Here is an 18,684-nt window from a genome sequence, read left to right on the forward strand (position 1 = left end):
CGAAGCACAAATCCTGATCGAACAATGGAGAAAAAACTACAACACGAAACGTCCACATAGTGCCCTAGGTTATCGCCCGCCAGCGCCCGAAACCATCGTCCAGATGGACCAAAGGCCAATCATGCACTAACAATCAAACCGGACCACTCAGGTGGGGCTGATCAGCACCACAAGATCGATTAGGCAACTTTTTGGTGATTGCCCTCACCTGCCCCACAAAAGTTTTGACCAGCTCGTTGGCTTACAATGGTTTGGGGGGCTCTCAAAATCCAGTTCCCTTGCCGCAAATCGGCAAGGGAACCTTCTTTTTCAAGACAGTTGCATTAGAGGAGAAGGGACCCATCCGAACATTCACTGAACCCACCAAGCGTCGTTGCAATGAGCCAAGTTACCTGGTCGCGACGCTGCGAGGGTTCAACCACTCGTAAACCCGCAATCCGGACGGCTCAGTTCTTCCCTCTCTTGTTGCCTGCTCAGCTACTCGCTTTCTACGGCACACGAATGTCGCGTTTTGGAAACACTTGGGATCTCAAGATTGCCAGCAACAACAACCTGATTTCGCCCCTTGTGTTTCGCCATGTAAAGCAGCTCATCCGCCTGCTTAAGCAGAGATGCCCCATCGACAGAAACTGCGCCGAGTGCCGACAGCCCGATACTCACCGTCAGGTGTATCCTGTGGGCATCTGCTTTGATTTCCTGCTGCATAACGTTTTTGCGCAGGCGCTCGCACGCGATGAAAGCACCGGAAAGATCGGTTTCAGGGAAGACAAGAGCAAACTCCTCACCGCCGAGCCGACCAACAAGGTCAATTGTTCGGAACTCTCTGATCAGCATCCTGGACAACTGTTGCAGAACCTTGTCCCCCGCATCGTGGCCATAGGTGTCATTGATGCGTTTGAAATGGTCCACGTCCAGCATCGCAACGGAAAGTGGCTGCCCAATTTCGACGGCCCTCTGAAAATTCGCCTCAAGCGTTTTCAGAAATGGCCTGCGGTTTGAAACTTGGGTCAGAGGGTCGGTGTTCGCTTCGATCTGCAGAAGATCATAAGCCTTTGTTAATTCGCGGATGCTCAGTATTCCAACAAGCTTCTTGTCCTCAAGTACTGGCATGTGCCGGAACGAATGGTCGTTCATCAACCGCAGCACAAAAGCTACCTCGTCCTCGGGGCTGCAAGAAACGACCGATTTGGTCATCACCTCCGAGACAAGTTGTTCCCCCGCCAACGGATCCGTGCTGGCGACAACTGGGACCAAATCCCGCTCAGAGACTATTCCAATCATCTCGTTGTCGTCATCGGTAACAACCAAGGCGCCAAGTTTGTGCTCAAGTAAAAGCTGAGCGGTGTCCCTCAATGTGAAATCAGGACCGACGCCCTTAACGTCAGTTGATCTCTTAGACAGCAATAATGTTTCGACTTTCACGTTCCACTCCTAGCTAACCCAGGAGGCAGGATAGCGGGAAACCGTAAACTACAGCTGAAGACGCTCGGGGTGAGAACAGAGGATGTGTCGAACAGAGGCAGCGGCAAGCACAGTTCCGTCTTTCCGACGAATCCGCCAAGGTCTTGCGCCACCACCAGCCGGGCGCAATACCGCCACTTTCGATTGATCAAGTGCATGACTTTACCAGCCATGCCCATACCCATTTGCAACCGAAGCTTCACCCTTGGAACGGATCAATACCGCTGTATTACAAGGTTTTTTTAGACACCAAAGAGATAGGATGGTGGGTGATAAGAGATTTGAACTCCTGACATCTTCGATGTGAACGAAGCGCTCTACCACTGAGCTAATCACCCATTGGGCGGGGGTTTAACCCTACTCCGCCGCCTCTGCAAGAGGTTCTTTTTCGTCCGGACCGGTCGAATTGCTCTGGCGCAGTTTGCACACGATCACGCGGCCATTGTCCTTCTCTTCAACCCGGTTGATGCGCAGTTTGCCCAGCGGTTGCAGGTTCAATTCGCGCCCCGACGCAATCGCTTCGCCCAAAACGGCCAAGGCGGCTTCGATCGCCGGTTTTGCGTCTTTTTTCTTGATACCGGCTCTGTCCACCACCAGGTCGATCAGCTCGCGCTTTTTCATCTCGGGGCCATCGATGGAGGGCACCTCGACATCAGCGGCGGTGGGCTTGATGACCTTGGGCAATTCCGTTTCTGCAACAGACGCCGTCTCGGTGACTGGGGCCTTGGGGGCGCCCGATTTGGTGGTTGTGGTTTTGGGGGTTGCAGCCTTGGTCGGGGTACGGCGCGCGGGCGTTTTGCGCGGCGTGCGCGTGGTTGTTGTGGTGCTCTTAGCCATGGGATGCCTCATACCTGCGTTTTTATTTTCTGTTGCCAGCATAGCGACAAAAACCCTTAAAAACCAGAAAACATAGGCGAAAGTTTCCAATCCGTCACATATCGGCCCCAGAGCGCTGTTCAAAATGACACCAACGAAAAAGGGCGGACCGTGTAGACCCGCCCCTTGCCAAACCTTTCACGCCGGTCAGTGCGCCGTGGCCGAGGCACCGTCACCGCTGATGATCGACGCTTTGGCGGCGGCAGCCTCTTCGGCGGCCTCGTCCCAATCGATGGGCTCCGGCTCGGCCGTCAGCGCGTGTTTCAGAACTTCGGACACATGGCTGACCGGAATGATCTCCAGCCCCTCTTTCACATTGTCCGGGATCTCGGGCAGATCCTTTTCGTTCTCTTGCGGGATCAGCACCGTCTTGACGCCGCCCCGCAGGGCTGCCAGCAGCTTTTCTTTCAGCCCACCGATGGCGCTTGCATTACCCCGCAGCGTGACCTCACCCGTCATGGCGATGTCCTTGCGCACCGGAATGCCGGTCAGCACCGACACGATGGCCGTGACCATGGCCAGACCGGCGCTTGGCCCGTCCTTGGGCGTGGCACCATCGGGCACGTGGACGTGGATGTCCAGTTTGTCGAACTGTGGTGGCTTGACGCCGATCTGCGGGCTGATCGAGCGCACATAGCTTGACGCCGCCTCGATCGACTCCTTCATCACATCGCCCAGCTTGCCGGTGGTCTTCATCCGACCCTTGCCCGGCAGGCGCAGCGCCTCGATGCTCAGCAATTCACCACCAACCGAGGTATAGGCCAGACCGGTGACAACACCCACCTGATCCTCTTTCTCGGCCAGACCATAGCGGAACTTCTTCACGCCCAGGAAATCGTCAAGATTTTCAGCAGTTACCGTGACTTCTTCAGCCTCTTTCTTGACGATCTTGGTCAGCGATTTCCGCGCCACCTTGGCGATCTCACGCTCCAGGTTCCGCACGCCCGCCTCGCGGGTATAGGTGCGGATGATCTCGGTCAGCGCCTCGTCGGTCAGCTCAAATTCCTTGGCCTTCAGACCGTGGTTCTTGACCTGTTTGCCGATCAAATGCTGCTTGGCGATCTCACGCTTTTCATCCTCGGTGTAACCCGACAGCGGAATGATCTCCATTCGGTCGAGCAGCGGCCCGGGCATGTTGTAGCTGTTGGATGTGGTCAGGAACATCACGTTCGAAAGGTCATATTCGACCTCAAGATAGTGATCCATGAACGTGTTGTTCTGTTCCGGATCCAGCACTTCGAGCATCGCCGACGCCGGATCACCCCGGAAGTCCTGCCCCATCTTGTCGATCTCATCCAGCAGGATCAGCGGGTTCGTGGTCTTGGCCTTTTTCAAAGCCTGGATGATCTTGCCGGGCATCGAGCCGATGTAAGTCCGACGGTGACCGCGGATCTCACTCTCGTCACGCACGCCACCCAAGGAAATGCGAATGAACTCGCGCCCCGTCGCCCTGGCAACAGACTTGCCAAGCGAGGTCTTGCCCACACCCGGAGGGCCCACAAGGCACAGGATCGGCCCTTTGAGCTTCTTTGAGCGCTGTTGCACCGCAAGGTACTCGACAATGCGCTCCTTGACCTTCTCCAGACCATAATGGTCGGCGTCCAGAATATCCTGAGCCCGGACCAAGTCCTTTTTCACGCGGGATTTGGTGCCCCACGGGATCGACAGCATCCAGTCCAGATAGTTGCGCACCACCGTGGCTTCGGCCGACATGGGCGACATGTTTTTCAGCTTCTTCAGCTCGGCATCAGCCTTTTCGCGAGCCTCTTTGCTCAGCTTGGTCTCGGCGATTTTGGCTTCCAGCTCGGCAACTTCGTTGCCACCGTCCTCGCCATCGCCCAGCTCCTTCTGAATGGCCTTCATCTGCTCATTCAGATAATATTCGCGCTGCGTCTTCTCCATCTGGGATTTGACGCGGGTTTTGATCTTTTTCTCGACCTGCAGAACCGACATTTCGCCCTGCATCAGGCCATAGACTTTTTCCAGCCGCTCGCTGACGGAAAGCGTCTCCAGCAGCTCTTGCTTCTGCTCCACTTCCAGCCCCAAATGGCCCGACACCAGATCGGCCAGCTTGGCGGGCTCCGTGGCCTCGCCGACGGCGGCAAGGGCTTCTTCGGGGATGTTTTTGCGCACCTTGGCATAGCGCTCGAATTCATCACCCACCGAACGCAACAGTGCCTCGGTGGTGGTCACATCGCCCGGCATCTCGGTCAGATACTCGGCGCGGGCCTCGAAAAAGTTGTCATTTTCCAGGAAATCGGTAATCCGCACCCGCGCCTGACCTTCGACCAGCACCTTGACGGTGCCATCGGGCAGCTTCAGCAGTTGCAAAACATTGGCGAGGACACCGGCCTTGAAAATCCCGTCCTGTTCAGGGTCGTCGACCGAGGGGTCGATCTGGCTCGACAGCAGGATCTGCTTGTCGTCCTGCATCACCTCTTCCAGTGCGCGCACCGATTTCTCGCGGCCCACAAACAGGGGCACGATCATATGCGGAAACACGACAATGTCGCGCAGCGGCAGAACGGGGTAAGAGGAGTTGAGAGGCTCTTGCATGCTCTTTCCTTATCGTTGGCAAGACGGCACCGGTCCCTGATACAGGCAACACTCGGCCATCTCCGGTCATGGATTGATTAGGTGGGGCGATCTGCCCCCCATTTCAACCTCACGGTTCAATTCGTGACCAAGACAATGACCCGCCAGGCAACGGGCCGCAAGGCACGAATGACCCAAAGGTGAATTTTCAATGAAACGGGACGGTGGGCGGGGCGATGTGCTTGCACGAGCGACGTCCCGCCGTCCCCAAGTCACAATGGCTCAATATCCCCCTGCGCCCGCTGCGCATGGAATTCGGCCTGCCAGTCCTCAAATGTTCCGGCACCAATCGCATCACGCATACCCTGCATGATCTCCTGAAAATAATGCAGATTGTGCCAGGTCAGTAGCATGCCCGAGATCATCTCGTTCGAGCGATACACATGATGCAGATAGGCACGGGAATAATTCGAACACGCCGGGCACGAACACGCCTCATCCAGAGGTCGCGGATCATCCGCATGACGTGCGTTCTTGATGTTGACCACGCCACGCCGGGTGAACACCTGCCCCGTCCGGCCCGAGCGTGACGGCAACACGCAGTCCATCATGTCTATGCCGCGGGCCACCGCGCCCACGATGTCGTCGGGCTTGCCGACCCCCATCAGGTACCGCGGCTTGTCCTTGGGCAGATGATCTGGTGCATGGTCCAGACAGCCAAACATGGCCTCCTGCCCTTCGCCCACAGCCAGCCCACCGACGGCATAGCCATCAAACCCGATTTCCTTCAGAGCCTCCGCACTCTCTTCGCGGAAATCCGCCTCCAGTCCACCCTGCTGAATACCGAACAGGGCATGACCGGGCCGATCGCCAAACGCCTCTTTCGAGCGAGCGGCCCAGCGCATCGACAGGCGCATGCTCTCGGCAATCCGGTCGCGGTCTGCCGGCAAGGCAGGGCATTCGTCAAAACACATGACAATATCACTGCCCAAAAGCTTCTGAATTTCCATCGAACGTTCAGGCGTCAGCTCATGCTTGGACCCGTCTATGTGGCTCTTGAAGGTCACGCCCTTCTCGGTCAACTTGCGCAGCCCCGCCAGCGACATAACCTGAAACCCGCCGCTGTCTGTCAAGATCGGTCGGTCCCAGTTCATGAACTTGTGCAAACCGCCCAGCCGGTCGATCCGCTCGGCCGTGGGCCGCAGCATCAGGTGATAAGTATTGCCCAGCAGAATGTCCGCACCCGTGGCCCGCACGCTTTCCGGCATCATCGCCTTGACCGTGGCCGCCGTCCCCACCGGCATGAAGGCCGGCGTGCGGATTTCACCGCGCGGCGTGTTGATCACGCCGGTGCGAGCCTTGCCATCAGTGGCTTTCAACTCGAATGAAAAACGCTCGGTCATCATGGGTCCTTAGAGCTATTGCAGGCAGATACGCTCAGCCAGCAGGGTTTGCCCCATCGCCCCTGTCAATGCAAGCGATCAAGGCAGGCTGGCCACCTGCGCGGTAAACAAGTCCACAACGGCCGGACCATCGATGTCTCGGCACACGCGTACCTTGGCCCCAACGTCCACGGCCCGCGTCGCGCCAACGGCATCGCCGATCACATCAACCTGTACGCCCGTCTCGGTCATTTCGAACAAATGCGGATGGGTGCAGGCAATGACCGCTGTTGAATCATGCAGGCCACAGCCATCCTCTCCGGCGACGTTCTGGTAGAACTCCAGATAGAATCGCGAGATTTCCTGCAAGAACCCTCCCGTGGCCTTGGACACCTGGGCCAAAGCGTCAAAATCCTGGGCCTGATAGAGCGTCTGCAACGTCACATCGAGCCCCACCAGAACAATATTGCCCTCCGCGTTCAGAACCTCGGCCGCCGCCTGGGGATCATGATAGATGTTGGCTTCGGCATGCGCGGTGATGTTGCCCGGACAGAACACCGCCCCGCCCATGATCACCAACTGCGCCAAGTTCCCGAGGAACTCAGAATCCAGACGGATCGCATCGGCTATGTTTGTCAGAGGCCCAATCGCACAGACCGACAGGTCGCCACGATGCGCGCGGGCCATTTCGACCAGATACGCGGCGGCAGGCAAATGATGATCCGATCCGATCTGTGGCACATCCGTGAAATGCCCAAACCCCTCGTCCCCATGTACGTAAGCCGAGGGCCGATAGGTTTCGGCGCCATAAGGCAAGGCCGCCCCCGTCGCCACAGGCAGCTCTGCCCCCAACAGGTTCAGCAGATAGCGGGCATTTCGACTCGATTGTGCTACATGGGTGTTGCCGAACACCGTGGTCAGACCCAGCAGGTCAATGTCAGGGGCCGCATGGGCATAGGCAATCGCCATGGCATCATCAATGCCGGGATCGGTGTCGATAATCAGTTTCATGCGCGCCCTTTACGCCCATCAACACGGCCACACCAGCCCCGTTGGCTGCCAACGCACAGGTCAATTCCCCTTGTCAGCCGGGTCATTCCCCTCATACCTGTCTTGAAAATGGGCGACTCAACCCCCAAATGTATACCATTGTACACCAATAACTTAAGGAGCAGCTATGACCGAAGACCAGATCCTTGGCTTGATCACGCAGAACATCGTTCTGGTGCTGGGCGCCATCTTTATCGTGGTGGTCATCCTAAAAGGCATTAAGATCGTGCCGCAGTCCGAAAAATACGTTGTCGAACGCTTCGGCCGCCTGCACTCGGTGCTTGGACCCGGCATCAACTTCATCGTGCCATTCCTGGATGTGGCCCGTCACAAGATCTCGATCCTGGAACGCCAGCTGCCCAACGCGACGCAAGACGCCATTACCAAGGACAACGTGCTAGTGCAGATCGACACATCCGTGTTCTATCGCATCCTTGAGCCGGAAAAGACCGTCTACCGCATCCGCGACGTCGATGGTGCCATCGCCACCACCGTGGCCGGTATCGTGCGCGCCGAGATCGGCAAGATGGACCTGGACGAGGTACAGTCGAACCGCGCCCAACTGATCGGGCAGATCCAACACTCGGTCGAAACCGCCGTCGACGATTGGGGCATCGAAGTGACCCGCGCCGAGATCTTGGACGTGAACCTCGACCAGGCCACCCGCGACGCCATGCTGCAACAGCTCAACGCCGAGCGCGCCCGCCGCGCGCAAGTGACCGAGGCCGAGGGCATGAAACGCTCGGTCGAACTGCAAGCCGACGCCGAGCTTTATGCGGCCGAACAAACCGCCAAGGCCCGCCGTATTCAGGCGGACGCCGAAGCCTATGCAACGCAAGTCGTCGCCAAGGCCATCTCCGAAAACGGCATCGAGGCGGCGCAATATCAGGTCGCCCTGAAGCAGGTGGAATCGCTCAACGCGCTCGGCAATGGCAGCGGCAAACAGACCATCGTCCTGCCCGCCAACGCGATCGAGGCGTTTGGCGACGCCTTCAAGATGCTGAAAGGGGGAAAATGATGACCGATCTCTGGTCCGTCTGGTGGGTCTGGATGGCCGCCGCGCTGGCACTCGCGATCATCGAGGTGCTGGCGCCCGGTTTCATCTTTCTGGGCTTCGCCATCGGCGCAGCCCTCACCGGACTCTTGCTACTGATCCTGCCCGGCATAGGGTGGACCATCCCCATCCTCGCCTTGATCTTTGCCGCACTTTCCCTGGCCGCCTGGCTGATCCTGCGCCGCAGCTTTGCCCTGCGCACCGGTCAGGTGAAACACTTCGAGGATGACATCAACGGGTGACCCCTTTTGCCATCTGGCCTGCGGGCCGTCCATTTGGGCGGCCCTTTTACTTCCCCCCCTGCCTCTTCAATAAACTCCCGGGGTACTCCCGCGCCCGCGCCAACCTGACTGCGTCAGCTCAGCGAACGGCCTTGGGCCGGGCGCCGCGAGGCCCGGCCCAACGGGAGGAGGTTTTTCGTCAGAAAAATTGACGACGGGCGGGAGTACCCCTTTCATCCGACTTTTCGTCAAGGAACCGGCTCACGGTTGTTTCGTCCCACCCCACAAAATCCCGGTTCAGAAAAAAAAGCCCAAAGTTGCGTGTTGGCTCCATTCCCCATGCCATCCGGACCCGCCTACTCCCATCCACTCACCCATTGCCTGTGCCCGGGCATACATCCATCAGCCCCTGCACCTCATCCCGCTGTGTCAGAGCTTCGACCCATTCAACAGGTATCCCTCGGTCTCCGCCCATTCCATAGCAGGCCCCCAGGATCGCTCCCAGTACAATGGCTCGTCCACAGCTGTCGCCGCCTGCCAGAATGTTCTGCCGCACCGCCTCGGCATAGCTGCCTGTAACCAATAGGGAATGCATCACACTCGGAACGCCAAAGGCCAACTCACACGCCATCCCCACCTGGGCCGTGAACGCAGGCACGCTCTGATCCGTCGCCTGAACCGCTCGCGCCAGCCCCTCGGCAATCTCTGGCGTGGCCGCAGTTTGACCCGCCTGAACCACCTGGGCAGGCGCCGCGCCCTGGACCGCCGCCTGCAGCATCGCCGCCACGACCCGGCCATACGCCTCTGCGTGATCCGAATTGTTGGTCACCCGAATGGCCGACACGGCCTCATCCACCTGTCCAGCCGCGACCAGCGGCGGCAGTTTGGCGACCGCAGGCAGTTGCGTGTCGTCTGAGCCATAGAACGCCGCGGCCTCGACCCCACCCGTGCGCTCGGCCTGAGCCAGATTGTCAAGCGTGTCCCGCGTGGCCCGATCGACATAGCCCACATAAGCCCCGCCATACCCAAAATGCGCCCGAAACGTGGCCTCATAGGCCGCTTTGTCATAGATCCCGGTGGCTGCCAAAGACCGCAACATCACCAACATCTGCTCGCCATACTGCGATTGCATGCCCCTGGTCCGACCGCCATGAGCGAAATACCCCTTGGCGCCCTCAAAATCCGCGGCATCCGGCCCATGAAACTCTGGCCGCTCTCCGGCAACTGCAGCAATTCGCGCCTGATCATAAAGCCAATGCAATCCCATCGAAGCCGCATCCGCCACCAGCGCGCCCCAAATCATCGCCCGCGCCCGTTCGTGCCGCTCAGCCATACCGCAACCCTCCTGTGCTTTGCCCCAAACACCTAGAGAGCACACAAGCCCCTCGCAAGAGTTCAACTAAACCCTGAGCTGCACAAGCACGCTTTCATCAGCAACACTTTCGACAAGTCAATTTTCAGGACCAACGCATGATCGAAAGCATTGAACTCACCTGCGGCCCCACGCCGAAAGCAGACCCCATCAAATGGACCGAAAGCCCCGGAGTGACGATCTTTGTCGGGCCGAACAACTCAGGTAAAAGTGCGCTTTTGCAGGAGATATCGGAGAGTTTTACAAGCGAACGGCGAAGCAATCGTTCTGCCTTGAAGACACTGGAAATCAGCGCGTTCAATCAGGCAATGTTCGATGACCACCCGTAGTTCATTGGTAAGAAAGACGACGAAACGATCCCACTGGAGAACCAACAAACGAGTAAAGAAAACTGGTTCAGAAACCTTTCTGCAAACTGGGATCACGGTGGCCTTAGTTTTCGCCGCAGTCGCTTTCTTTGGATGGGTGGCTCCAATCGATTGCACATGCTTCAACAAAAGCGAAACGCAAACCTTTTGCACCCTACAGGTCCTCTGTCCCGGCTTCACGTAAATGACGAGGATCGCACCGCTTTTCAGTGCGCGGTATTCTCAGGCCTCAAAATCTATCCCGTAATAGACAACTTGACCTCATACGGGTCTCTCGAACTGGCGTTTTCTCGAAAACAGCCAAACCCTTCGGCTGAGCGATCAACTAACGATGACCAACGTACGTTTCTAAGTGAAACTCTCCGCGACAAAGAGGTCAGCGATGGATGCAGAGCTTACACAGGGATATTGGGCGCACTCTATTCCGGCCCTTACAAAGTGGTACTGATCGACGAACCCGAGGCTTTTCTGCATCCACCTCTCGCGCGCCTTGGGCAAGCAAATTGCTGAGCAGGCTCGAGCGCGGAACATCTATGTCGCCACCCACAGCGCCGATTTCCTGATGGGCGCCGTTGAATCCGGCGTCTCAGTCCGAATTGTCCGCTTGCAATATCAAGACGGCGTCGCTACCGCTTGCATGCTTGACAGCGATGATCTGAAACAGTTCATGACCGCCCCCCTCTTGCGATCCGCAAACGTTTTGTCTGGCCTCTTTGCCCAATCCGTCGTTGTAACCGAAGCCGACACCGATCGCGCCTTTTACCAAGAGATCAACACCCGCCTATTGACGGAAGGCAAAGGCCGAGGGGTCGAGAACGCTGTTTTCCTCAATGCGCAGAACAAGCAGACGGTACCACGCATCGTCGGCCTGTTGCGTAAAATGGGCGTTCCTGCAGCCGGGATCGTCGACTTGGACGTTGTTGCGGAAGGCCGCACGCCATGGGTCAATCAAATGGAGGGAATTGGGGTTCCAAGTGCCCTGCGATTACCATTCGAGTCGCTGCACAAGACAACCTTTGACCACCTGAAGAACGCCAGCACTAACCCCGACAAAAAGGGGTACAAAACCGAGGGTGGCACTGCTCTACTGTCGGGCCAGAACAAAGAAGCCGCTGACTCCTTGTTCTCTCAACTCGCCACCTAGGGCCTCTTCGTCGTTCCGAATGGAGAAGTCGAGGCATGGCTGAGTACTCTCGACATACCGCGTTCCAAACATTCCTGGCTCCGTCAGATCTTTGGCAAAATGGGAAGCGATCCGACCTCCCCAGACTATATCCACCCCGCGCACGGCGACGTCTGGGACTTTATCGCCGCTTGCAACGCGTGGCTGACCAACCCTACCCGCAAAGGGATGATTCCCCCTCAATAGGCCCGCTTCATGCAGCAGCGCAGCGCATTTTGTCGGTGCACGGGTAGTGCAAGCGTTGTGCACCTCGGGTTTCGCCCATTCCTTTGCACCTGCGGCATAAAACACGCGACCTCTGGACGGCCCATAGTGCTTTCCCTATATAATCACTCAGGAAGCAGATCGAGGCCCTGATGACCCATTCGACCGAACCCATGGAAGGCGCACCGCTGATTGCGCCGTCCTCTGTCAGCCACCCGCTCTATGACGCCGTGGTGGATGCCTGCCGGAGTGTTTATGACCCGGAGATTCCGGTCAACATTTATGAACTTGGCCTAATCTATACCATTGATATCAATGCCGAAAACGAGGTCCGGGTGATCATGACACTGACCGCGCCTGGATGCCCTGTCGCCGGTGAAATGCCCGGTTGGGTTGCAGATGCCGTTGACCCGCTGCCCGGTGTCAAACAAGTCGACGTCGAGCTCACCTGGGAGCCGCCCTGGGGGATGGAAATGATGTCGGACGAGGCCCGGTTGGAACTGGGCTTCATGTAAACCGCATTAGGGTACACCCGAATTTATCCACAGAAATCAACGGGCTGTCACAAAACCTTTGTGCGCCCGTTACCTTTCCGACGGATCGCTGTCATACTTGCCGAGCAAGGTCTTGACCATCAATGACCGTCGGAGATGACCCCATGCGCCACACCCTGGCCTGCGCCGCATTGCTGCTGTGCCCCACCGTCGCCCTTGCCGTTGGCGGCGACCAACCTCATGTGGGTGAACCCGCCCTCAGCTATGGCGACCGCCCCGCCTACCTGGTCGACAAGCTCCCTGAGGGTGCGCTAAAGACCAAGCTACAGTCCTGCGAAGGCCAAGCCCCCAAGCGCAGCCTGTTTTCGATTGGCCACCGAGGCGCGCCGCTGCTCTACCCCGAGCACACAGTAGAATCGAACATCGCTGCCGCCCGCATGGGGGCCGGCATCCTGGAATGCGATGTGACTTTCACCAAGGATCACGAGCTGGTCTGCCGCCACGCCCAAAACGATCTGCACACCACCACAAACATCCTGACCAGCGATCTGTCCGAGACCTGCACCGTACCGTTCTCGCCCGCCTCTGACAGCACGCCCGCAACCGCCGAGTGCCGGACGTCCGAGTTGACGCTGCAGCAGTTTCGCACCCTCAAACCCAAGATGGACAGCGCTGACAAGACCGCGACCACGGCAGAGGACTATCAGGGCGGCGTCGCACCTTGGCGGACCACGCTTTACACCGATGGCGCACGCAGCATGACCCATGCCGAATCCATCGCGCTGTTCCGCGATCTGGGCGCCAAGTTCACCCCCGAGCTGAAATCGCCCGTCGTCGAGATGCCTCATGACGGCTTCACTCAGGCTGATTATGCGCAGAAGATGATCGACGAATATAAGGTCGCCGGTGTGCCAGCCGAGGACGTCTGGGCGCAGTCTTTCAACCTTGAGGACGTGTTGTATTGGATTGAAAATGAACCGGAATTTGGCAAACAGGCGGTGTTCCTGGATGCCTCTTACCGGGTCAAGGGGTTTGACCATACCGATCCAGCAACCTTTCTGCATGACTTCGCCGCGTTAAAGGCAAAAGGCGTCAACTACATCGCGCCACCTCTGTGGATGCTGCTGAGTGTAGAGGGCGGCAAGATGGTGCCCTCGGCCTGGGCCAAGGCCGCCAAGGAGGCCGATCTGAAGATCATCACTTGGACCCTGGAACGGTCTGGCCCGCTGGCAAATGGCGGCGGGTGGTACTTTCAGTCGGTCAAGGACCTGACCAACAACGATGCCATGTATCTCCAGGTCCTGGATGCACTGGCACAGGACGTGGGCGTCGATGGCGTGTTTTCGGATTGGCCCGCCACGGTGACCTATTACGCCAATTGCATGGGCCTCTGATCCCCCACCCCCATCAGGCCCGTCACCGGAACCGTTCCCGCCCCCCAGGGAACGGTTCCTTTTTTGTTGAACCGCTGCCCCTTGAGCCCAGAGCGAGGCCGTCCTAGATTAGGGACAACGCGCAAACGGAGATCAACATGTTCGGCATTCCCGGCAAACAGGCTGTCACGATGACACCCAAGGCGGCGGCCCAGATCGCAAAGCTCATGGCCAAGGATGGCCACTCGGGCCTGCGCATCGGCGTCAAGAAGGGCGGCTGTGCGGGCATGGAATACACCATGGAATATGTGACAGAAACCGATCCGCTGGACGAAGTGGTCGAGCAGGACGGCGCACGCGTGATGATTGCGCCAATGGCGCAGATGTTCCTGTTTGGCACTCAGATCGATTATGAGGTCTCGTTGCTCGAGGCTGGGTTCAAGTTCAGCAACCCCAATGTTGTGGATGCCTGCGGCTGCGGTGAATCGATCAAGTTCAAGGATGTCGACGAACTGCAACAGGACGCCTGACGCGCTGTTCTTTTCCTGAAACGGGGCGCTCCCGCCCGTCGTCAATGCCCCTGGCGGGGCATCTCCTCCCGTTGGGCCAGGCTCATGTGGGCTTTGCCCGCATGAGCCTGGCCCCCGCCGTCCGCAGGACGCAAGGCCGATAGGCCGCGCAGCGGAGCAATGTCATGCGTTCTGATTTTGCAGATGCACATAGGTCTCGTCATAGCGCCGGGTCAGGTGCGCGCCCGCGGTGATCACCTCGCCGGATCCCGGTGGGGCGACGTTGGTGTCAAAGGACGGGTTGAAGAACAGCGGCACCGACAGGCGTTCATCCGCGCTTCCCACCACACGGTGCTCTGTGGCCTTGACCTGCCCCGCCGTCCAGAACTCCAGCATCTCGCCAAAGTTGATCACATACTCACCCGGCTGCGTGGTCACCGCATCCCAGGTGCCATCCGCCCTCTTCACCTCGAGCCCCGGCACTCCGTCGGTGGCCAGCAGGGTCAGGCAGCCATAGTCGGTATGGGCCGCGATCCCGAAATCCCGGGCCCCAGCCCAAGCCGGCCGTTCCGGATAATAGTTGCCCCTGAGCAGCGCCATCGGTGGATCGAATGCCGCGTCAAAGGCCGCCGCGTTCTGACCGACCACATGCGCAATCGCCCGCAACACTTCCATCGCCACACCTGAGGCCTCCTGGAAGTAAAGCTGAATGTCCTCGCGAAACCCCTTTGGCGCGTCCGGCCACTGATTTGGCGCATAAACGCTCAGGTTTCGGGCATGGACCGGGTGGTCTGGCACCAATTCATAGCCGCAGTCAAACACCTGTTTGTAGTCAGGATTGGCCTTGGGATCGACCTGCTCGGATTGCCCACCGCCCCAACCCCGGTTGGAGCCGGTGTGCGCCATGTCTACCGCGCTTTTGGCGGCCTCGGGCAGGACAAAGAACGCGCGATACATCTCGATCACCTGCATCACGCGCGCGGCGCTGATCCCTGTGTTGGTGATCTTTAGAAACCCAACCCCCCGCACAGCTTGCGACAGCCGGTCAAGCTCGGCTTCGTCCCGGGCCTTGAGCAACTGCAGATCCAGGTTTTCGAGCATCGCGTACCTCCCGCCGCCTTGAAAAGCCTGACGCGGCCTCTATCGGGTGCCCTTCTCGGGAGCAACCGGAATTGTCACCCCGCCCGGGCGATGCTATCGGGGGTGGGATAGAACCACAGAATATTGAGGCGAGGGCATCACATGCGGCGCAAACTGGCGGCAGGCAATTGGAAAATGAACGGTATCAGCGCGAGCCTCACCGAGTTGGAGAGCCTGGCCACGGTCCATGCAAACGCCGGTGTCGACATCCTGATTTGCCCGCCTGCCACCCTGATACACCGCGCTGCAGAGACCACCAAAGATACCGGCATCCGGATCGGCGGGCAGGACTGCCATGCCAACGCCGCTGGCGCGCACACCGGCGATATCGGCGCGCAGATGTTGAAGGATGCCGGCGCCACCGCCGTGATCGTCGGCCATTCAGAGCGGCGCGAGGATCATGACGAGCGAAACGAGGACGTGCGCGCCAAGGCCAAAGCCGCCATCGACGCCGGGTTGACGGCCTTGATCTGTCTGGGCGAGAGCCTGGCACAGCGCGAGGCAGCCAACACCCTCGACATTATCGCAGGTCAGATGTCCGGCTCGATCCCCGATCTCGCGACGGGCGAAAACATGGTGATCGCCTATGAACCGATCTGGGCCATAGGCACCGGTAAAGTGCCCACGCTGGAACAGATCGGCGAAGTGCATGACTTCATCCGCACCCGTCTGGAACGCCGCTTTGGCGAAGGCGTGGGCCGCTCGATCCGCCTGCTTTATGGCGGATCGGTCAAACCCGCTAACGCGGCAGAAATATTTGCGGTGCCAAACGTGGATGGCGCTCTGGTCGGCGGTGCCAGCCTGAAGACCGCAGATTTCTCGCCAATTATCTCCGCTCTTGAGACATCCTGAGGGACTGACGAACACCACCTCTGGTAAGAGGCCAAACGGATACCATGTTTGATGTGATCGTTGGAGACATCAGACATGGACCATCCGCTTGAAACACTGATCGACAGGATTGTTGCAAACTCCGCCCGACGTGGAGACCTGGACAACCTGCCTGGGGCCGGCAAACCGCTGACCGATGCGCATCTTGGCAAGGACGCTGTGCTCAACCGCATCATGACGGAACATCAGGCGAAACCTCAGGCCGTTGTGCTGAACGAGCAAATCCGCCAATCCCGCGCCCGCCTTCAGACATTGACCGACCCAGATGAGCGCAAGGCGGAAATGAAGACGCTCGCCGATCTTCAGACGCGCTATGCGTTGGAACTCGAAGCCACGCGCAAATACGGCTGAGCAACAAAAAAGGCGCCGAGGAACCCCGGCGCCTTTGAAGACGAAATCTGCCTCTACTTCGTTATGATCTCGGGGCCCATCACAGCGTTCGGGATGACCGTGCTGAGCCATGGGATGTAGGTGATCATGATCAGGAAGACGAAGAGCACCGCCAGGAACGGCAGGGCCGCCCGCACAACGCTCATCATCGGCATGCCTGCCACGCCAGAGGTCACGAAAAGGTTCAGACCCACCGGCGGGGTGATCATCCCGATTTCCATGTTCACCACCATGATGATGCCCAGATGGATCGGATCGATGCCCAGTTCGATGGCAATCGGGAAGACCAGCGGCGCAACGATCACCAAAAGACCCGAGGGCTCCATGAACTGACCACCAATCAGCAGGATCACGTTCACCACGACCAGGAACATCACCGGACCAAAGCCCGCCGACAGCATCGCATTGGCGATATGCTGCGGGATCTGCTCGTCCGTCAGCACGTGCTTTAGGATCAACGCGTTGGCGATGACGAAGAGCAGCGTGACGGTCAGTTTGCCCGCCTCGAACAGCGTGTGCTTGGTATCCGCGTGGAAGAAGGCCGTGACCAGAGCAATTGGCTTGCGCAGCAATGCGGTCTTGGGCGCATCTTCTCCATTCGATAGCGGGCCCATGTCCTTGTAGACAAAGCACGCGATGAAAAAGGCATAGACAGCCGCCACCGCAGCAGCCTCGGTCGGGGTAAAGATACCGCCATAGATGCCGCCGAGAATGATCACGATCAGGAACAGACCCCAGCCCGCATCGCGCGCCGACTGGAAAATCTCGCCCCAGCCCTGCCATTCGCCCTTGGGCAAGTTCTTGACCTTGGCCATGACATAGATAGTCACCATCAGCATGATGCCCGCCATCAGGCCCGGGATGATGCCCGCCAGGAACATGCGTCCAACCGAAACCTCGACCGCCGCCGCATAGACCACCATCACGATGGACGGCGGGATCAGAATGCCAAGCGTACCGGCGTTACAAATGACGCCTGCTGCAAATTCCTTGGTGTAGCCTACCTGCCGCATGCCCGCGATCACGATGGAACCGATGGCCACAACCGTCGCCGGAGAAGATCCGGACAGGGCCGCAAAGAGCATACAAGCAAAGACACCGGCAATTGCCAGACCACCGGGCAGATGACCCACACAGGCGATCGAGAAGCGGATGATCCGCCGCGCTACGCCGCCCGTCGTCATGAAGGACGAGGCCAGAATGAAGAATGGGATCGCCAGAAGGGTAAAGTGACCCTCGAACGCTTCGAACAGAGTACCCGCGACCGAGGCCAGCGAACTGTCGGAATAGACCAGCAGGAACAGGGTGGAACTCAGGCCAAGTGATACCGCAATCGGCACACCGATCAGCAACAGGCCGATCACCATCGAAAACAGAAGAACGACGTCCATCACTCATGCTCCCCTTGCTGAGCACGGACGGCTTCCAGCTCGTCCTCTACTTCGTGGCTGGCGACCAGCCGGTCGGTTTCGCCACGCAAGATCTGCATCGCGGCTTGCGCAAAGCGATAAACCAGCAGCAGCATCGACAATGGCAACACCAGGTAAGGCACCACTTTGGGCATCTTTTCATAGGCGTCGCCGTAGTTGATCAGATCCTCGAGAAACCGCAGCATTCCGATCATCGGCACGTCCTGCACCTCATAGAACGACTGGCTGCGCGCCTTCATGTCGAACCCGGTCGGGAACCAGCGGCCCGAAGTGGGCGGCAGGTCCGCAAAGACGGCCCAATAGTCATAGGCGCCCTTGAGCATCAGCAGCGAGAAGATCAAGCAGGCCGCGACCGCGATCAAGGCCAGCGCGCGTCGCGCGGCTGGCGCCAGCATGTTCACAATGGCGTCGACACCAAGGTGTGCGTGTTTCTTGACCGCGTACGAGGCGCCCAGCAGAACCAGCCATGCGAACAGAAACACCGTCGCTTCCAGCGCCCACAGAATGTTCGAGTTGAAAGCAAAGCGCGCAACGACGTTTGCGAAGGTGATAATCGTCATCAGCCCTAGAAGCGCCGCAATCACGGTCTCCTCAAGCCGGTCGACAAACCCGGGTGACCCGGTGGTCTGACCAGACATCTCACTGTCCTCATTTTGTTTTGGATTTTTGGGTTTGAGGCGGGCCGATCAACCGGCCCGCCCGCGCGCGCATCCAACACTCCCCAGCTTCGGACGCGGCGCTATCTGATGAG

General features: G+C 58.7%; 20 protein-coding genes and 1 tRNA gene. 11 read left to right on the forward strand and 10 right to left on the reverse strand.

Features of this window, described 5'->3' with window-relative positions; translation table 11 throughout:
* Positions 1-130 (forward strand): integrase core domain-containing protein (locus TRM7615_RS03270; protein ID WP_165821352.1); only part of this gene is annotated, 130 nt, incomplete at its 5' end.
* A gap of 347 nt (positions 131-477) precedes the next feature.
* Here the strand turns inward: TRM7615_RS03270 and TRM7615_RS03275 are convergent.
* The 6 genes from TRM7615_RS03275 to TRM7615_RS03300 all read right to left on the reverse strand — a co-directional run bounded on the left by TRM7615_RS03275 (position 478) and on the right by TRM7615_RS03300 (position 7,265).
* Entirely contained in the window at positions 478-1,422 is a 945-nt protein-coding gene (locus TRM7615_RS03275; protein WP_108785497.1) for a diguanylate cyclase, read from the reverse strand.
* A 302-nt stretch (positions 1,423-1,724) separates the two neighbouring features.
* A tRNA-Val gene (locus TRM7615_RS03280) sits at positions 1,725-1,799 on the reverse strand.
* Positions 1,800-1,818: 19 nt separating this feature from the next.
* Positions 1,819-2,298 (reverse strand): HU family DNA-binding protein, encoded by a 480-nt coding sequence (locus tag TRM7615_RS25860; protein ID WP_235824009.1) that lies wholly within the window; start codon positions 2,296-2,298, stop codon positions 1,819-1,821.
* A 186-nt stretch (positions 2,299-2,484) separates the two neighbouring features.
* Positions 2,485-4,893, reverse strand: a complete 2,409-nt coding sequence (lon, locus tag TRM7615_RS03290) for an endopeptidase La (RefSeq protein ID WP_108785498.1) — start codon at positions 4,891-4,893, stop codon at positions 2,485-2,487.
* 251 nt (positions 4,894-5,144) lie between these two features.
* Entirely contained in the window at positions 5,145-6,275 is a 1,131-nt protein-coding gene (tgt, locus tag TRM7615_RS03295) for a tRNA guanosine(34) transglycosylase Tgt (protein ID WP_108785975.1), read from the reverse strand.
* Positions 6,276-6,353: 78 nt separating this feature from the next.
* Entirely contained in the window at positions 6,354-7,265 is a 912-nt protein-coding gene (locus tag TRM7615_RS03300) for a nucleoside hydrolase (protein WP_108785499.1), read from the reverse strand.
* 166 nt (positions 7,266-7,431) lie between these two features.
* Here TRM7615_RS03300 and TRM7615_RS03305 point away from each other — a divergent pair, with 166 nt between their 5' ends.
* Together TRM7615_RS03305 and TRM7615_RS03310 are read left to right on the forward strand one after the other, a co-directional pair.
* The gene (locus TRM7615_RS03305; RefSeq protein ID WP_108785500.1) at positions 7,432-8,322 is read left to right on the forward strand and encodes an SPFH domain-containing protein; all 891 of its coding nucleotides are present in this window, start codon (positions 7,432-7,434) and stop codon (positions 8,320-8,322) included.
* Positions 8,322-8,600: a hypothetical protein gene (locus TRM7615_RS03310; protein ID WP_108785976.1), complete on the forward strand. Its 279-nt coding sequence runs from the start codon at positions 8,322-8,324 to the stop codon at positions 8,598-8,600. Before TRM7615_RS03305 ends, TRM7615_RS03310 begins: the two co-directional genes overlap by 1 nt.
* A 349-nt stretch (positions 8,601-8,949) precedes the next feature.
* Here TRM7615_RS03310 and TRM7615_RS03315 read toward each other — a convergent pair whose 3' ends face one another.
* Positions 8,950-9,912 (reverse strand): ADP-ribosylglycohydrolase family protein, encoded by a 963-nt coding sequence (locus TRM7615_RS03315; RefSeq protein WP_108785501.1) that lies wholly within the window; start codon positions 9,910-9,912, stop codon positions 8,950-8,952.
* Between the two features lie 137 nt (positions 9,913-10,049).
* Here TRM7615_RS03315 and TRM7615_RS03320 point away from each other — a divergent pair, with 137 nt between their 5' ends.
* The 6 genes from TRM7615_RS03320 to TRM7615_RS03340 all read left to right on the forward strand — a co-directional run bounded on the left by TRM7615_RS03320 (position 10,050) and on the right by TRM7615_RS03340 (position 14,103).
* Positions 10,050-10,280 carry a hypothetical protein gene (locus TRM7615_RS03320; RefSeq protein ID WP_108785502.1) on the forward strand — a complete coding sequence of 77 codons (231 nt, stop codon included), beginning with the start codon at positions 10,050-10,052 and terminating at the stop codon, positions 10,278-10,280.
* 156 nt (positions 10,281-10,436) lie between these two features.
* Positions 10,437-10,829 carry an AAA family ATPase gene (locus TRM7615_RS26195; RefSeq protein WP_370739764.1) on the forward strand — a complete coding sequence of 131 codons (393 nt, stop codon included), beginning with the start codon at positions 10,437-10,439 and terminating at the stop codon, positions 10,827-10,829.
* On the forward strand, positions 10,810-11,463 hold the full coding sequence (locus TRM7615_RS03325) for a TOPRIM nucleotidyl transferase/hydrolase domain-containing protein (RefSeq protein ID WP_108785503.1): 654 nt from the start codon (positions 10,810-10,812) through the stop codon (positions 11,461-11,463). Before TRM7615_RS26195 ends, TRM7615_RS03325 begins: the two co-directional genes overlap by 20 nt.
* Before the next feature lie 395 nt (positions 11,464-11,858).
* A complete protein-coding gene (locus TRM7615_RS03330) occupies positions 11,859-12,221 on the forward strand; it encodes an SUF system Fe-S cluster assembly protein (protein ID WP_108785504.1) in 363 nt (120 codons plus the stop codon).
* 143 nt (positions 12,222-12,364) lie between these two features.
* Positions 12,365-13,594, forward strand: coding sequence for a glycerophosphodiester phosphodiesterase family protein (locus tag TRM7615_RS03335; RefSeq protein ID WP_108785505.1), 1,230 nt, complete (start codon positions 12,365-12,367; stop codon positions 13,592-13,594).
* 137 nt (positions 13,595-13,731) lie between these two features.
* Positions 13,732-14,103, forward strand: a complete 372-nt coding sequence (locus TRM7615_RS03340) for a HesB/IscA family protein (RefSeq protein ID WP_108785506.1) — start codon at positions 13,732-13,734, stop codon at positions 14,101-14,103.
* A gap of 162 nt (positions 14,104-14,265) precedes the next feature.
* Here the strand turns inward: TRM7615_RS03340 and TRM7615_RS03345 are convergent, their stop codons facing one another.
* Positions 14,266-15,183, reverse strand: coding sequence for an isopenicillin N synthase family dioxygenase (locus TRM7615_RS03345; protein WP_108785507.1), 918 nt, complete (start codon positions 15,181-15,183; stop codon positions 14,266-14,268).
* A 141-nt stretch (positions 15,184-15,324) separates the two neighbouring features.
* Here TRM7615_RS03345 and tpiA point away from each other — a divergent pair, with 141 nt between their 5' ends.
* On the forward strand, positions 15,325-16,074 hold the full coding sequence (gene tpiA / locus TRM7615_RS03350; protein ID WP_108785508.1) for a triose-phosphate isomerase: 750 nt from the start codon (positions 15,325-15,327) through the stop codon (positions 16,072-16,074).
* A 75-nt stretch (positions 16,075-16,149) separates the two neighbouring features.
* Positions 16,150-16,464: a DnaJ family domain-containing protein gene (locus TRM7615_RS03355; protein ID WP_108785509.1), complete on the forward strand. Its 315-nt coding sequence runs from the start codon at positions 16,150-16,152 to the stop codon at positions 16,462-16,464.
* A 53-nt stretch (positions 16,465-16,517) separates the two neighbouring features.
* On the opposite strand, the gene TRM7615_RS03360 is transcribed toward TRM7615_RS03355, so the two are convergent.
* Positions 16,518-17,894: a TRAP transporter large permease gene (locus tag TRM7615_RS03360; RefSeq protein ID WP_108785510.1), complete on the reverse strand. Its 1,377-nt coding sequence runs from the start codon at positions 17,892-17,894 to the stop codon at positions 16,518-16,520.
* On the reverse strand, positions 17,894-18,571 hold the full coding sequence (locus TRM7615_RS03365; RefSeq protein ID WP_108785511.1) for a TRAP transporter small permease: 678 nt from the start codon (positions 18,569-18,571) through the stop codon (positions 17,894-17,896). The genes TRM7615_RS03360 and TRM7615_RS03365 overlap by 1 nt, the downstream gene beginning before the upstream one ends.
* Positions 18,572-18,684: the final 113 nt, after the last annotated feature.

The sequence above is a fragment of the Falsiruegeria mediterranea M17 genome, from assembly GCF_900302455.1.
In the GTDB taxonomy this organism is placed as follows: Bacteria; Pseudomonadota; Alphaproteobacteria; order Rhodobacterales; family Rhodobacteraceae; genus Falsiruegeria; species Falsiruegeria mediterranea.

What these genes read in the sequence shown, in the direction of transcription:
- TRM7615_RS25860 (WP_235824009.1), bottom strand. Translation starts at nt 2,298, where the DNA reads ATGGCTAAGAGCACCACAACAACCACGCGCACGCCGCGCAAAACGCCC.
- lon (WP_108785498.1), bottom strand. Translation starts at nt 4,893, where the DNA reads ATGCAAGAGCCTCTCAACTCCTCTTACCCCGTTCTGCCGCTGCGCGAC.
- tgt (WP_108785975.1), bottom strand. Translation starts at nt 6,275, where the DNA reads ATGACCGAGCGTTTTTCATTCGAGTTGAAAGCCACTGATGGCAAGGCT.
- TRM7615_RS03300 (WP_108785499.1), bottom strand. Translation starts at nt 7,265, where the DNA reads ATGAAACTGATTATCGACACCGATCCCGGCATTGATGATGCCATGGCG.
- TRM7615_RS03305 (WP_108785500.1), top strand. Translation starts at nt 7,432, where the DNA reads ATGACCGAAGACCAGATCCTTGGCTTGATCACGCAGAACATCGTTCTG.
- TRM7615_RS03310 (WP_108785976.1), top strand. Translation starts at nt 8,322, where the DNA reads ATGACCGATCTCTGGTCCGTCTGGTGGGTCTGGATGGCCGCCGCGCTG.
- TRM7615_RS03315 (WP_108785501.1), bottom strand. Translation starts at nt 9,912, where the DNA reads ATGGCTGAGCGGCACGAACGGGCGCGGGCGATGATTTGGGGCGCGCTG.
- TRM7615_RS03320 (WP_108785502.1), top strand. Translation starts at nt 10,050, where the DNA reads ATGATCGAAAGCATTGAACTCACCTGCGGCCCCACGCCGAAAGCAGAC.
- TRM7615_RS26195 (WP_370739764.1), top strand. Translation starts at nt 10,437, where the DNA reads ATGCTTCAACAAAAGCGAAACGCAAACCTTTTGCACCCTACAGGTCCT.
- TRM7615_RS03330 (WP_108785504.1), top strand. Translation starts at nt 11,859, where the DNA reads ATGACCCATTCGACCGAACCCATGGAAGGCGCACCGCTGATTGCGCCG.
- TRM7615_RS03335 (WP_108785505.1), top strand. Translation starts at nt 12,365, where the DNA reads ATGCGCCACACCCTGGCCTGCGCCGCATTGCTGCTGTGCCCCACCGTC.
- TRM7615_RS03340 (WP_108785506.1), top strand. Translation starts at nt 13,732, where the DNA reads ATGTTCGGCATTCCCGGCAAACAGGCTGTCACGATGACACCCAAGGCG.
- TRM7615_RS03345 (WP_108785507.1), bottom strand. Translation starts at nt 15,183, where the DNA reads ATGCTCGAAAACCTGGATCTGCAGTTGCTCAAGGCCCGGGACGAAGCC.
- tpiA (WP_108785508.1), top strand. Translation starts at nt 15,325, where the DNA reads ATGCGGCGCAAACTGGCGGCAGGCAATTGGAAAATGAACGGTATCAGC.
- TRM7615_RS03355 (WP_108785509.1), top strand. Translation starts at nt 16,150, where the DNA reads ATGGACCATCCGCTTGAAACACTGATCGACAGGATTGTTGCAAACTCC.
- TRM7615_RS03360 (WP_108785510.1), bottom strand. Translation starts at nt 17,894, where the DNA reads ATGGACGTCGTTCTTCTGTTTTCGATGGTGATCGGCCTGTTGCTGATC.
- TRM7615_RS03365 (WP_108785511.1), bottom strand. Translation starts at nt 18,571, where the DNA reads ATGTCTGGTCAGACCACCGGGTCACCCGGGTTTGTCGACCGGCTTGAG.